This window comes from Sphingobium sp. GW821-FHT02B05, from assembly GCF_059421905.1.
The window spans coordinates 1-13,698 of record NZ_JBWKVW010000018.1 but is presented as its reverse complement, the minus strand read 5'-3'; the positions used below and the strand labels follow the sequence as shown (position 1 = coordinate 13,698).

Genomic DNA, 13,698 nt, shown 5'->3' with positions numbered 1-13,698 from the left:
GTGCATGCTGATATTTAGGACAAAAGGCATGAGGCCGCTGTTCCGCGCCTCATTGCGGATCGACCGCGCGGATCAAAGCCTAAGCAAGGTCAGCAGAAGGTTACCCTGACCGACCCAACGGCCCGAGGTATCCTGCGTGATGTTTGAGTTGAGATCATACTGCCCGAGTCGCTCTCCGCCAATCGACCAGAGATGCGTGATGTGCCGCCCTTGCTGCGTGAAATAGCCAATCGGCTGACCGATCCGATTGCAAATATATTCGGGCATTACAGCAGGCGCATAAGCTGCTTGCCGGTGCCAACCAAATGGCCCTTGGCGTCGCGAGTCTTGTTCTCGGCGGTATTGTATGAGCCCAGCAGGTTACCGCGATGATCGCGTAGCTTCACATTTCCCTGAAATTCTTCGGTGTAGCCGATAAGGTTGCCGCGACCGTCGCGAATGTTGGCACGCATAGCTTCCTCCTGAACAAGCTTTCCAATTCACCTGCGCCACTGAGACTTACGACCAGTGCGCGACAAAGCGGTTTGCGTGCTCCACGCTGGAAAACTCCACGATCGCGTCCATGAGGATGTGGCTTTCGGGAGACCCACCAAACATTTCGCCTGCGGTGTTGTAGCGCTGGGTCGTGACGGTGATGCGCATATCCTGCTGACGCAGCCAATAGCCGAGCCCGATCGAGTCTTCGCCGTCCCCCACTGAGATCGCCTGCAATGAGCCGAGGAGATCGTAGGTCGCGGCGGTCTCACGGACGATGATCTGTGGTGCGGTGAAAAACTCCATCGACGGCATCACTCATGTCCCAGCTTGAACTCTTAACCGATACCGCTTATTCATAAGCGATACCGGTTATCCCGTCAATGAAAACGGACAACGCAGGGCTGGATGAAAGAAACCGATACCGCTATCTCTCGAAGGGTGACGAAGCCAAAACTCTTCGATGAAGCGATCCATTTCCGTGCGCGAGCAGGGACGAAGACACGCATCGATAAGCTGCGCGGCGAGGCCCGACAGGGTGACTTTGTGCGCGAACTCATTGAGGATGCCCTCGATCGCCGCGAACAAGAAGCCGCGAAGTCACAAGAGCGTTAGTCTGCGCTGCCTAAATAGTAGGGTTTAGGAGATGCGAATGGCTTGGCGACATTATGAAGTAAGGCAGTCAGATGACTGCGATGTGCGGGGCGCTAACGGCACATCGATCCTTCGGTTTACTATGGGTATCGTGGAAACCGGCAAGCAGCGTGTGTTCGCTGGTTATTTCGTCCGCCTGATGCTCACTGACCGCGAGCCGATCACCGGCGAGCATGAGCACTCATTGCGTGGCGCATTGTGGCGGTTGGCTCGCAACATCGCGCCGCTTGGTTATGTTCTCAACTGTGCCGGTATCAGCGCCGAGTTCAATGAGAGCGGACTCAGCGTGGACACAGGTTGGGGCTATTGGGGGCGTCAGAAGGAGCCCATCCACATGATGGACCCACTGCCCGCGGATGCTGAAGACCCCGGCGATCTTGATCAGATGATACGAGAGGCAGTGGAAGGCATGCAGATCGACATCAGCCTTACGCTTGAGCCCGCTCCTCACCGGCCCGTGCGCGGAGCGCCCCGTAAAGCTGGGCGGGGCCGAGTAGCACCTCTTTCAGACCATCGCGCACCTTCTGCGAATCGAGAGCCTGCTTACTCAGTGAGGAATGCGCCTCGAACGCCTCGATAATCGCGTTCATCAACTCGTCCTTGAGCGTGGGCGAGTTGGCGAACTGAGCCTCGGTGTTGTTTGCGGCCTGCGTCACCAGCGCATCAGATTCGAGCATCTTGTCGCGCAGGGTGGTGACATAGCTCAGTTGGTCGCCATCGGTCGTGTCAGCGCCGAACAGGTCATTCACGCGCTCAATGATCTCCGCAAGCAGCGCCTTCTCTTTGTCCTGCACAGAGCCTGAGCCGACTTCCGTCATCGGCCTCAACTTGCTTTCATCGCGCCCCAACACATCAAGGCGGCGCTGCCCTTCGTTCTTGAGGTTGTGGTGGGTCAGCACGACTTTGGACAGGTCCACACCTTCGCGCTCACGACCAAACTCTAATAGCGGGGTCAGGCGCTTATAGAACAGGAAGCGCTTCTCTATCGCGCTGCTGGCGTAATCGAATATCTGCGACAGAAAGCTGTAGGCGCGCTGGTATGCGGCCATATCGTTCTTGAACAGGACCAGCGCGTTGACCTCATCCTGAGCGTCTGATGCGCCATCGTCATCATCACGCTCGCGGGCATTACGCAGGCGCTCCTGCGCGGCCTTATAGCGCTTGAGCAGCCTGTCAGCGACCGGCTCAATGGCAGCAATGAGATCACCCTGCTTGGCGCGGGGGTTCATCTCGACCGTAGCGACGCGCTCGACCTCATACTCATCATAATGGCCGCTGGCATCCAGCTTGCCCTTCAGGTCGAGAACGAGGTTCGGATCAGTGACGCCCTCAAGCTCGGCGGTGTCATAGTAGGTGCGAAAGGCAGTAAGGACTTCTTCTGACGAGTTCACGAAGTCGAGGACATAGGTGGTGTCCTTGCCCGGATGCGCGCGGTTGAGGCGCGAAAGCGTCTGCACCGCCTGAATGCCCGCGAGCCGCCGATCGACATACATGCCGCACAGCAGCGGCTGATCGAACCCGGTCTGAAACTTGTTGGCGACCAGCAGAAGGTGAAAATCCGCGCCCGCGAACGCGTCACGGATATCCCGCCCCTTCAGCCCCGGATTGAGCGCGGCGCTGCCCTCAGTGAGCGGCTCTTGGCTGGAATCAGGGTCGTTCACTTCGCCAGAGAAGGCGACCAATGTGCCGAGACCGTAACCCTGCGATTTGATGTAAGCGTCGATCGCCATCTTCCAGCGGACGGCTTCGACGCGGCTCCCGAGCACCACCATCGCCTTGGCCTTGCCATCGAGCAGCGGCTGCACATTCTCGCGGAAGTGCTCGACGACGATCTGAACCTTCTGCGCGATATTGTAGGGGTGCAGGCGCACCCAGCGCATGATGCCTTTGAGCGCCGTGCTGCGCTCGACCTCCCTATCATCCCATTCCTGCCCGTCATTGGCGAGCCGGAAGGCAAGGCGATAGGGGGTGTAATTTTTGAGCACATCGAGGATGAAGCCTTCCTCGATCGCCTGTCTCATTGAGTAGACATGGAAGGCTGACGGCAAATTGCCGGGGCCGGATGGCTGATCGGGTTCTGGTTTGCGCCCAAACAGTTCGAGCGTCTTGCCTTTCGGGGTAGCCGTGAACGCCACATAGGTGACGCCGCTGTCGCCCGCGCGCGCCGCCATCTGTGCGGTCAGGATATCCTCGGCACTGGCCTCCCCACCATCCTGAAGCTCAGCGATTTCCTCGGGGGAGAGAAGCTGCTTGAGCTTCTTCGCCGCCTCGCCGGTCTGCGAGCTATGCGCCTCATCGGCGATGACCGCAAACCGCTTGCCCTGCGTCGCGGCGAGATCGCGGACGGCCTCAAGCGCGAAGGGAAAGGTCTGGATAGTGCAGACGATGATCTTCTTGCCCTGAGCCAGCGCCTCGGCAAGCTGCCCGCTCTTGGCACCGCCCTCACTGCGGATCGTCGCGACCACGCCCGTGGTCCGTTCGAACCCGAACAGCGCGTCCTGAAGCTGGGCGTCAATGACATTGCGATCCGACACGACGATCACGGTGGAGAACAGCTTGTCGTCGGCGTCATTATGGAGGTCGGCGAGGAAGTGCGCCGCCCATGCGATCGAGTTGGTTTTGCCGCTGCCCGCTGAGTGCTGGATCAGATATTTGCCGCCCGCGCCCTCTTGGCGAACGGCTGCGCGCAGCTTCCGGGTGGCGTCAAGCTGATGGTAGCGGGGAAAAATGATCCCGCTGATCGCCCGCTTGGTATCGCGCTGAGCGACCATATAGCGGCCAATGATCTCCAGCCAGCTTTCCCGCTCCCAGACTTCTTCCCAGAGATAGGCGGTGCGGTGCCCATGCTCATTGAGAGGATTGCCCGCGCCGCCCTCGTCACCTTTGTTGAAGGGCAGGAAGCGGGTGGTTGGCCCTGCAAGCTTGGTGGTCATCTGCACTTCGCTGTTGCTCACAGCGAAGTGGACGAGCGCCCCACTGGGGAAGGTCAGCAGCGGCTCAGCATTCCCGCCCTTCGGTCGGGGCAAACGGTCGAATCGATACTGGTCGATGGCGTCAGTGATCGACTGGGTGAAGTCGGTCTTCAACTCAGCGGTCGCGACGGGCACGCCATTGAGGAACAGCGCCAGATCGAAACAGTTCTCGTTCGCCATTGAGTAGCGAAGCTGCCGCACGATTCTCAGCCGGTTCGCCTGATAGGCGGCGATGATGTCGGGGTTCATGCCCATCGCGGGCTTAAACTGGGCGAGCGAGATCATACTCCGCACGCCGACCATCTCGACGCCATGTCGAATGACATCCAGCGTGCCGCGATCGTCGATCTGCTTGCGCACGCGGTCGAGCAGCGCCGCCTCAGCGCCCGCTCCGTGAATGCGGCTCAGTGTGTCCCAGACATTCGGCTGCGTATCCTGCACCCATGCGACCAGATCGGGCGAGAATAGTGCCCGCTTACGGTCGTAAAGCGCGGCGCTACCGGATTCGTAGAGCCAGCCATGCTCAGCGAGGTGTGCGCAGATTTCGTCTTCGAAACGGATTTCCTTGTGGATGCTCAACGCCTCACCCCTGCTTCAACTGATTGAGGCGCGGCTTCAGCAATCGCTCAAGTCGCAGCATCGCATCGACGAGAGCCCGCTGCACATTGGGCCAATCCTCGCGATCGGAACGATAGCCGCCCTCGACCAGCGCGCCGATCAATGTGCCGCGCTGGCCCTCTTCGCGTTTCCAGATCAGATCGCCGCCGAACTCACCCTCAATGAGGGCGCGATCCGCTTCGAGCTTGAGGAAGAACGCCTGATTGTCGTCGATCCACAGATGGACCTGAGAATCGCGCTGGCGGATCGTGTAGACGAAGGTGAAACCCGCCGCCCCCGCTGAGGCGGAAATCCAGTTGTCCTTTGATGGGCTGCGTCCCGCATGCAGCGGTGTCTTTTCAGCCGCGAGCGTGAGCAGACCCTGCCAGAACTCGTATCGGACCTCGTGGCGCTCGACCTTCGCCTTCTGCTCAGCCTGTCGCTTGAGTCCGATCTGCGTCTGGAACTGCGTCGCTTCGGGCAGGGGGATGATCGGCTGCACATCCAGCAGCAATCGTCCGTCGCCCAGCTTGTATGGGCTCAGCCGGATGCAACTGATGTCGAGGCCCTGCTCACGGAGCCACAGCACCGTCGTCGTCAGTTCCTTGCTGAACGCCGCTGAGGCGAGGATAATGCGGACGCTGCCGCCAAACTCCTCCTGCTCGGCCTCCTGCCAGTTAAGGTAGGCGAACAGCTTGGCCTCGGCATCTTCGCCGCTCTGGCCGCATCGCCGCAGATATTGCGTGTGGGCATCGACCGCCTCAGCGAAGGTCATGCGCGCGATCATCGCCGCGTAGCGAATCGCCTGTAGCTCCATGTGGCCCGCATCATCGCGCTTGAGTTCGACCACCACGAGGTTGGCCTCAGCATCGAGGCAGAGCAGGTCTATGCGCCGGTTGCTGTCAATCCACCCGCCATATTCGTCGGACAGGACCAGCAGGTCTTCACCCAGCACCGCGATCTGGTCGCGCAACATGCGCTGGATGTCCTGACGCTCGCGCAGTCCTTCGACATAGAAGCGCGTCGGGTTTGCAGCGGTCAGCTTCCCCTCATTGACCTCGTAGACGGGCATCAGGCGCGCTTCCGAAGCCCGAGACGATCGAATGCTGCCTCCACATCCGGCTTCATGGTGAACAGGTTCTCCGGTTCCTTCAGATCGGCGAGGATGCCCGAATAGAACTTGCCATTGCGATGATCGGCGTTCGGTGCGGGCCAAAGATAGATCGCGCGATCTGCGCACATGGTGCCAAAGTGCATGTGCCAGCTTTGCGCGTTCCAACCGAGCGCCTGTGTCAGCGCAGTTGAGGTAGAGCCGGGGTTGTCGATCAGCACCTGAACCAGCTTGGCCTCAGTCTCTGTCATAGGCTTGACGGTGAAAGCGCGGATCACGCGCTCAGCAGTATCGAGCCCACTGAGTTCACCGATCAGTGCTTCATGCTCAGTCTGTTCTTGCTGATCCAAGGCATCGATCATGCGCTGAGCCGCCTCGCGCTGATCAACCGCCCCGCTGACAAGCCAGCGCTCTGCATTTGAGCGCATCTGCGATCGGCTATCCGCATTCGCTGCCGGGATCGAGGCAAGTTGCTTATCGATATTGAGGCTCACGCCGCATCTCCCTCCGGGGCGGCGACCTGACGCGCTTCCCAGTCTTTGTAGGTCAGCCCACCCTCAACGGTGCGCCAGTCTATCTGGCCGTTCGATGCCCTGCCGTTCACCACCGCCGCGGCGGCGCTGGGGCTACGGAAGGCATAGTCCTGCGTGAACACGCAGTGCGCGCCCTGCTGAGTGAGAACGCCCGACCGGCGAAGTTCCGCATAGAGCGAGGCGTAGGTATGGTGGTCGAGGCCAGTCCATTCGAGCCTGCCCATCGATCCCGCTTCCACGACAAACTCGCCGTCAGTGAGCACCGCTGAGGCGCGCAGGCCATGCTTGCGCGATTCCATCACGAACCGGGTGCCGCCTACGCCGACTTCCTGCGGATCGGCGATCGTCCGCACCGGCGTGGCTGATGTCGCAGGCCGCGCCGACCGAGCGCGCTGGATGAACATATCGACTCGCACGGCGGGGAGCACGATCAGGAGGTTTTCGAGGAACGCCTCCATCTTCGCGATGTCTGCTTCACTGAGGATCGGCAGCACCGGCGCGGTCAGGTTGTCGAGCAGGGTATGCCCGATCGCCTTGGCGTAGCTGATCAGGCGCGCTTCGAGGTAGCGGACATGCGCCTTGTTGAGCTTGTTGGCTGAGGCGGTGACCAGCACCGCGCTGGTCCACCATTCCTTGCGCACATCATGCTGACGGATGCGCGCGCCGATGTCCTCGCCTTCACCGATATAGGCGAACGGTTCGCCGTTCTGGTCGCCGAGTAGCAGGTATATGCCCGCATAGCTCGATTCCCCTCGCGCCAGCGCGGCGGTCAACTGGGTGCGCGGAAACATCAGCACATGCCCCGTCCAGTTGAACAACTCAGCGGTGACCATGCCATCGGGCCGACCGTCGATGTAATAAAGCTCCAAGGAACGACCGACCGCTGGGCTCATACGAACAGCCTCCCGGTCGTGGTCTTGGGGCCGGAGCCGGTGGGCACGATGTCGTGGCGACGCATCCAGCCCAGCCATTCGGGAAGCTCGCTGGAGCGAAACTTCTCCCGTTTTTCCGGGTGCCAGTTATTGAGGAAGCCGGTGATGATCTCATCGTCGGTGGGTGAGTTCCCCTCACTGAGCGCGTCGTTCCACACGCCATAGAGCGTCGCCACGGCTTCCGCCTGCTTCGTCGTGAGGGGCGCGAAATCCGCGATCAGCTTGTCGAGCTTGGCTGTGCGATCCGCACCGAGCCAATCGGCAAGCTCTTGGCGATGCGTGCCGCGCTGCTGCGCGAGGCGATAGCTGACCGTGGTGCCGGTGCCGCCTTGCTGATCGACAACGATGCCCGCGATGCTGCTTGCGCCGCTTTCCATTTCGTCGATCAACGCGCGGTCGAGTGGGCCAGCGGCTTCGCGCGTGTAGGAGCCCGCAAGCTCGCTGATGCCGACATACCCCTCAGCAAGGAAGGCGATCTTCTGGAACTTCACGCGGCCAAAGGTCGCCTGACCCGCTGATCGCTCAATAATCTCGGTGGCGACCAGCCCGCGCGCCCGAGCACGGTTAACTGGAAAGGGCAGCACTGTCGCTGAGCCGCGCACATCGATCTTGCCGGTGACGGCTGCGGAGATTAGAGCGGCACGCCTTTCGGTGAGCAAGCCTACTGCTTGATCGGCTGTGGCAATCACGCCGTCGATTTCGGCGATTTTGATTGTCAGCGCCGCTGCGATTTCCTTCTGTTCAGCTAACGGCGGTAGGGGGACGACCAGATTAACGGCTGTTCCTATGTTAAAGTGTAGCTGGATCGCTCCACCTGAGCCCTCAGCAAACTGGCGCAGAGCAGTTTCAGCCTGAAGATACCAACACAGAAACTGTTCGGAAAAGCGCTCGCCATTCCTAATGACGATGAGGTCGATGCAGTTACAGCCATTCAACTCAGGAGGGACGATTGCCGCAGTCCCCGGCTGACCAGTGCGCACAGCCACGATGTCGCCTGCGTTCAAACGCGACTTACGGTGAAACTCGTGACCTTCCTCGCTAATATAAATCAGATTGGCAGTTTCGATCCGACCGGGCCGAACATTCAATGAGCGAAGAGCAGGTATGCCCGCTTCGACATAGTGCTTCGAAGGTTCGACAACGATTCCTACTGTGACGCTCGGCACAATCTGCTTTAGCCGGTTGATATCCCAATGGACGGGCACCTCGCCTAGCCATTCGATGCCGCTGCCTTTCATTGGCGCGTGCGGATCGAGGCCCTTGGTGACGGCGTGGGAAATGACGGCTTGCCGCTTCTCTTTCAGCAGCACGATCAAGCGCCGCTGCTCCTCAATGAGCGCGTCGATCTTGACGGTTTCGCGATCAAGGAACGCGGCGATGGCGGCTTGTTCCGGCCTATCGGGGAAGGCCAGAAGGATGTTCTTCATCTCCGAATAGTTGGTGCTCCACAGATCAGCGACGATCCCCTTTCCATACCGGTAAAACTCCTCCTGAAAGGCGACGCTGCGCAAAAGGAAGTGGACGAAGGTTGAATCAAGGAGGGCGTCGGGTGTGATGACGGTGTTGATCAGCGACACCGATCCATCGAGTTGGGAAAGCCCCGATGAGCCCTTGCGATCGGAGCGGCTGTTGATAACAAAATCGCCCGCACGCACGCCCTTGCGGTTATCGTTGTCGTCAGTCTTCGCCGCAGTCTCAAGCTGAGGAACGATCCCCTGCTTTGTCACCGAGAGCGCAGGAAACTCGGTGTCGCTGACTTTCTCTCGGCGCTCAGTGAACACGCCTCCAAGCCTACGCACCTGCCAATGGCTGGGCACCTCACCCAGCCACTCGACGCCGCTGGTCTGATAAGAAGGGTAGGCGGGGAAAGTCACGCAGCCAGCCCTTCCAACATGCCCTTGATCCGGTCACTCACGGCCTCAAGATCAGCGTCGATCTCGGCGAGTGGACGGGGCGGCTCGAACACATAAAAGTGCCGAGTGAACGGGATTTCATAGCCGACCTTGGTCTTGTCGGTGTCGATCCACGCATCATCGGCGTGCGGCAGCACTTCCCGCGCGAAGTAGGTCTCGATCTCTTCACTGAGGGGGACATTCTCGGTGTCCCGCAAAGAGGTGTCCGCCTGCGGCTTGCCCTTGGCCTTGCCGCGCTGACCCACGACGACCTTGCCCGCCTTGTCCCGCTGAGGGCGCTCGACGGTAATGGTGCGATAGCCGAAAGCACTGTTCGGGAAGATGCGCGACAGCGGCGCGAGCTTCACCTTGCCGCCTTTGGGCGCTGAGGGTTCCGGCTCGCCTGCGATCACCACCGTGCGACCGACTTCCTTGCCCTCGGTATCGAAGCTGGTGGCAAGCCGCGCCTCAGTGAAACCGCCGAACAGCTTGGTCACGGTGTCGATATGCTCGTCGGACATCTCCTTGCGCTTTGAGCCCAAGGATTTGCGCATCTTGCGCCACATTGAGGAGGCATCGATCAACTGGACCTTGCCCCGCCGTGCGTCCGGTTTCCGGTTGCTGATGATCCAGACATAGGTCGAGATACCGGTATTGTAGAACATGTCGGTCGGCAGCGCGACGATCGCCTCAACAAGGTCGTTCTCCAGCACATAGCGACGGATTTCGCTCTCGCCGCTGCCCGCGCCGCCCGTGAATAGGGGGGAACCGTTCAAGACAATCCCAAATCGACAGCCTCCCTCATTGAGCGGACGCATCTTCGACAACAGGTGCATCAGGAACAGCAGCGATCCGTCCGACACGCGCGGCAGACCGGGGCCGAAGCGACCATCATAGCCCTTCTGCTCATGCTCGGCGCGAACCTGCTTCTCGACCTTCTTCCACTCGACGCCAAACGGCGGATTCGACAGCATGTAATCGAAAGTGCGCCCCGGATGCCCGTCATCGGACAGGGTGTTGCCGGGGGCGATGTTCTCAATGGCCTGCCCCTTGATAAGCATGTCGGCCTTGCAGATCGCGTAGGATTCCGGGTTCAATTCCTGACCGAACATGGTCAGGTGCCCCTGCGGATTGTGCTCAGTGAGATACTCGCCCGCGATCGACAGCATACCGCCCGTGCCCGCTGTCGGATCATAGATGGTGCGGACTATCCCCGGCTTGGTAAGTGCGTCGTCGTCCTCAACAAACAGCAGGTTGACCATGAGGCGAATTACCTCACGCGGGGTGAAGTGTTCACCGGCTGTTTCGTTCGAGATTTCAGCGAACTTGCGGATCAACTCCTCGAAGGCGAGCCCCATTGCGGCGTTGTCCACCCTGTCTGGGTGGAGGTCGATGCGAGCAAAGCGTTCAATGACCTGATAGAGCAGCCCGGTCTTTGCGAGCCGATCGATCTGGGCGTGGAACTCGAACTGCTCGAAGATGTCGCGCACGGCGGGGGAGAAGCCCTCGACATAGCGGACGAGGTTGGCGCGGATGTTGTCCTGATCGCCGATCAGCTTGCTGAGGTCGAGCGGATCGGTGTTGTAGAAGCCCTGCTTCGCGGTGCGAAGGAGGAAGGGCTCGGGATTCAGCCCCAGCGCGGTCTTGGCCTCAAGCTCAGTGAGGACCGCAGCCTTGGTGGGTTCAAGCACGCAATCGAGACGGCGCAGCACTGTGAACGGCAGGATCACCCGGCCATATTCGGATTGCTTGTAGTCCCCTCTCAGCAGGTCTGCCACAGACCAGATGAAAGATGCAAGTGCTTGATGATTCACGAAATACCCCCGGTGTCCGGGGCAGTTTAGCATTTATGCTACGGGGAAGACAGCAAGATATACGATACCGGTTTCCTCTCAACGCAAAGCGGACGAACACATATGGCCGAGCAGCCAGACCTGCTTTCTGACCTCAGCGACCTCGACTTCGCACGCCTGCTGCTGGCCGAGATGCACGATGATCTGCACGGGAAGGTCAGTCGGTTCCGCCAGCTTGAGGACACAGTGAGCGCGATCGGATCACGGCGCTCAATGATTCCCGGTGGCGAGATCGCCTATGCGGCATGGGTTGAGGCGCGCAGCAGCTATGTGCATGGGAACTTTGTCGCGACCGTGCTGCTGTCGCAGGCACTGGCTGAGCAGATGCTGGCGGCGATGCTGACCATGGGTCTCGACAGTGAACCGATCCCGCCGAAGATCGATTTCAGGAAGACGCTCAAGCGGTGCCGTGCGCGCGACATGATCAGCCAGCGCGATGCGGACGACCTCGAACGCCTGATAGAGATGCGGAACCCGTTGTCGCATCATCGCCTGATCGATGACCCGTCCAACCCGTCGCGCCGGGTCATTGATGAGCGGATGTCCGGTGAAGAACACCTGCGCCGTGATGCGACTTTCGCCATCAGTATGGCTGTCCGCCTGTTAGCTCTGCCGATGATCCGGCTTGGTGACTGATGGCTATTACTTGAGTGCGATGTCCATGCATTTCAAAGCCGAGCGCCTTGCGCTCGACTGCCAGTTCGTTGGCATCAGCGCTATCGCGCCGATGCCAATCTTCTGGCTTTTCCGGCAAGCAATACGGGCATCAACTCATTCTCGATCATCAACCTCGGCTTGGGAAACATCTCTATCCCCCCCGCACCTGAGCAGACTTACACAAAGGACATCAATGCGATGCCACGCTCAATGAGAGCGATGCTGCCCAGATGCGGGGAATAGGTGGTTCATCAACCTGCGGATGTATGAAACTATGCGTCGCGGCTTCGGGGTTCTATCCCCAGCAGGTGGTCGCCCGGACCCTGCATGCGCCAGCGCCTATCAATGTGCGCTCCCCGGCAGAGCGAGTGCTGACTTCGGGGATCACCTTCGACGGTTATATCGGTAAGGATAAGCGATTGAGCCGCGCACGCCATTGCTCCGCGCCTGCTCAATCCGGGGAGTTGTCAGCTAACGACATGGCTCCCCGTCTTGTGCTGGGGCTGTGTTTGACTTCGCACCCCGCGACGACCGTTGTCCGCATCAACCGGCGATCGGGCTGTGATCCGATCGTTCTTCAACTCCCGTCAGGCGGCCTTGTCGCTTTCGGTGAGGGAGCGGGCCAAATCCGGGGCAGTGTGTGAGCGGGCCACTCTTTTGGCCGTTGCCGACCGCCCTGCGAAATGTTCATTCTTATTTATCATGCCACCGTGCTGAGCGCATTAATTGATTTTGGGTGAGACGCCTCGGAGCCATTTCGCTAACCCCGAGGCGCTCATCATATTTAGACGCGACGATAGGCGATGCGGCCCTCGCTGTCATGGCCCTGCTCGGCATTGCCTGCATCAGCTACCCGATCAGCCGCAAAGCGAACGGTGCCCTCGCTGCCCCGGAACCCGCCACGCAGCGCCTGACCGTGCAAGGTGCTGATGCACTTCCACTGGTTTGTCAGTAGACCGAGGACCATCGCCTCAGTGTCAGCACCTCGCCGTTTCCTTGCGACTACCCGGTTGCGGGAGCGGAATGATGCGCTCGCGGCGACTTTGCGCGTGGGCTTCGTGGTGGACAACTCATTTCCCGGCTGCGGGCTGGCTTCGATGCGGGACGCCGTTCCGTTAATCATTGCCTCGACGGCTTTCGTGATGCGATCTTTCACCTCGCGTTCCGTCCTGAGCGCCTGCTCAGCGGCATTAGCCTTGTTGGACTTCACTGCGACCACCAGCGCTCGCTTGGCATCGTCGAGTTCCTCCTTGAGAGCCGCAACCTGTTTGTCGAGGCGCGCGATCCGGCTCAGCAAGGTTTGCGATCGGCTGAGCATGTTTTCGATACCGCCATACTCCGTGGCGTGTTGGTGCATGACCCGGAAGCCTGCCACAGCGGCATCTTCGTGCGTGAGGGGATTCAGGACCATGTTGACGATGGGGTCGATATTGATGATCTTCATTGGGAAACTCCCTTGGTTCAGTTACTTGCCAAGGGGTGCGCACCTCGTTGACGCTCACAGTTTTAGTTGAGGTCGGCGGATGGCGCTGGGGTGCGAACATTTGGTGGAATATGGGACGAAGGCCGAAGCACGAACTGACTGAGCAGGAGCGCTATGATGGTCAGGTAGCGAGCCGGGATAGCGCCGGTAGGAATGGTCGGATGCGGCAAATGGGCTGGTTCCTCGACGCAGCCTCTTACATCGTCCATCTCAGAACGGAGGATCATCGAGGGCGGCCACCGATCGCCAAACTGGTGAAGTATCTCACTCAGCGCGGGTGGACATCCGAGCGCGGAAAGGAAGTTAGCCGCTCGGAAGTGAAGCGCATGGTGGAAATCTTCGACCCCAATGATTCCCTGCCGGAAAACAAGGCCGACTGGGAAGCAATACGATTGGGTCGAATCGAAACATCGGCTGGTATTGAGGCCGCCAGTGTAGCGATTGATCCCGAAAAATGGACGGAGATGCAAAAGGCGATCAGGGCGGGCTGGAAGCCAACTTGGCGCGATCGAATAATAAAGGCGGACACCGATCCGTTCG

Annotated in this window: 12 protein-coding genes; 3 read left to right on the top strand and 9 right to left on the bottom strand. The window is 60.0% G+C overall.

Going from position 1 to position 13,698, the window contains the following annotated elements; genetic code table 11:
• Window positions 1–266: 266 nt before the first annotated feature.
• Entirely contained in the window at window positions 267–452 is a 186-nt protein-coding gene (locus AC07UX_RS20870) for a hypothetical protein (protein WP_495193885.1), read from the bottom strand.
• 46 nt (window positions 453–498) lie between these two features.
• Window positions 499–780 carry a hypothetical protein gene (locus AC07UX_RS20865; protein ID WP_495193884.1) on the bottom strand — a complete coding sequence of 94 codons (282 nt, stop codon included), beginning with the start codon at window positions 778–780 and terminating at the stop codon, window positions 499–501.
• A gap of 102 nt (window positions 781–882) precedes the next feature.
• Between AC07UX_RS20865 and AC07UX_RS20860 the strand changes: the two genes are divergently transcribed.
• On the top strand, window positions 883–1,089 hold the full coding sequence (locus tag AC07UX_RS20860) for a hypothetical protein (protein ID WP_495193883.1): 207 nt from the start codon (window positions 883–885) through the stop codon (window positions 1,087–1,089).
• Between the two features lie 467 nt (window positions 1,090–1,556).
• Here the strand turns inward: AC07UX_RS20860 and AC07UX_RS20855 are convergent, their stop codons facing one another.
• The 6 genes from AC07UX_RS20855 to AC07UX_RS20830 form a co-directional block, all read right to left on the bottom strand.
• Window positions 1,557–4,679: a type I restriction endonuclease subunit R gene (locus AC07UX_RS20855; RefSeq protein ID WP_495193882.1), complete on the bottom strand. Its 3,123-nt coding sequence runs from the start codon at window positions 4,677–4,679 to the stop codon at window positions 1,557–1,559.
• Between the two features lie 4 nt (window positions 4,680–4,683).
• Window positions 4,684–5,673, bottom strand: coding sequence for a DUF4268 domain-containing protein (locus AC07UX_RS20850; RefSeq protein WP_495193881.1), 990 nt, complete (start codon window positions 5,671–5,673; stop codon window positions 4,684–4,686).
• A 95-nt stretch (window positions 5,674–5,768) separates the two neighbouring features.
• Window positions 5,769–6,302 (bottom strand): hypothetical protein, encoded by a 534-nt coding sequence (locus AC07UX_RS20845; protein WP_495193880.1) that lies wholly within the window; start codon window positions 6,300–6,302, stop codon window positions 5,769–5,771.
• Window positions 6,299–7,234: a GIY-YIG nuclease family protein gene (locus AC07UX_RS20840; protein ID WP_495193879.1), complete on the bottom strand. Its 936-nt coding sequence runs from the start codon at window positions 7,232–7,234 to the stop codon at window positions 6,299–6,301. The genes AC07UX_RS20845 and AC07UX_RS20840 overlap by 4 nt, the downstream gene beginning before the upstream one ends.
• A complete protein-coding gene (locus AC07UX_RS20835) occupies window positions 7,231–9,147 on the bottom strand; it encodes a restriction endonuclease subunit S (protein WP_495193878.1) in 1,917 nt (638 codons plus the stop codon). Before AC07UX_RS20835 ends, AC07UX_RS20840 begins: the two co-directional genes overlap by 4 nt.
• A complete protein-coding gene (locus AC07UX_RS20830; RefSeq protein WP_495193877.1) occupies window positions 9,144–11,012 on the bottom strand; it encodes a type I restriction-modification system subunit M in 1,869 nt (622 codons plus the stop codon). The genes AC07UX_RS20835 and AC07UX_RS20830 overlap by 4 nt, the downstream gene beginning before the upstream one ends.
• A 69-nt stretch (window positions 11,013–11,081) precedes the next feature.
• Between AC07UX_RS20830 and AC07UX_RS20825 the strand changes: the two genes are divergently transcribed.
• Entirely contained in the window at window positions 11,082–11,654 is a 573-nt protein-coding gene (locus AC07UX_RS20825; protein ID WP_495193876.1) for a hypothetical protein, read from the top strand.
• A gap of 805 nt (window positions 11,655–12,459) precedes the next feature.
• On the opposite strand, the gene AC07UX_RS20820 is transcribed toward AC07UX_RS20825, so the two are convergent.
• Window positions 12,460–13,119 (bottom strand): hypothetical protein, encoded by a 660-nt coding sequence (locus AC07UX_RS20820; RefSeq protein ID WP_495193875.1) that lies wholly within the window; start codon window positions 13,117–13,119, stop codon window positions 12,460–12,462.
• Window positions 13,120–13,166: 47 nt separating this feature from the next.
• On the opposite strand from AC07UX_RS20820, the gene AC07UX_RS20815 reads away from it, so the two are divergent.
• On the top strand, window positions 13,167–13,698 hold a 532-nt coding region (locus tag AC07UX_RS20815; protein WP_495193874.1), incomplete at its 3' end, for a hypothetical protein.

Excerpts from the sequence above, each read along its gene's own strand:
- AC07UX_RS20865 (WP_495193884.1), bottom strand. The coding sequence starts at position 780 with ATGGAGTTTTTCACCGCACCACAGATCATCGTCCGTGAGACCGCCGCG.
- AC07UX_RS20820 (WP_495193875.1), bottom strand. The coding sequence starts at position 13,119 with ATGAAGATCATCAATATCGACCCCATCGTCAACATGGTCCTGAATCCC.
- AC07UX_RS20825 (WP_495193876.1), top strand. The coding sequence starts at position 11,082 with ATGGCCGAGCAGCCAGACCTGCTTTCTGACCTCAGCGACCTCGACTTC.
- AC07UX_RS20850 (WP_495193881.1), bottom strand. The coding sequence starts at position 5,673 with ATGTTGCGCGACCAGATCGCGGTGCTGGGTGAAGACCTGCTGGTCCTG.
- AC07UX_RS20840 (WP_495193879.1), bottom strand. The coding sequence starts at position 7,234 with ATGAGCCCAGCGGTCGGTCGTTCCTTGGAGCTTTATTACATCGACGGT.
- AC07UX_RS20830 (WP_495193877.1), bottom strand. The coding sequence starts at position 11,012 with ATGCTAAACTGCCCCGGACACCGGGGGTATTTCGTGAATCATCAAGCA.
- AC07UX_RS20870 (WP_495193885.1), bottom strand. The coding sequence starts at position 452 with ATGCGTGCCAACATTCGCGACGGTCGCGGCAACCTTATCGGCTACACC.
- AC07UX_RS20860 (WP_495193883.1), top strand. The coding sequence starts at position 883 with ATGAAAGAAACCGATACCGCTATCTCTCGAAGGGTGACGAAGCCAAAA.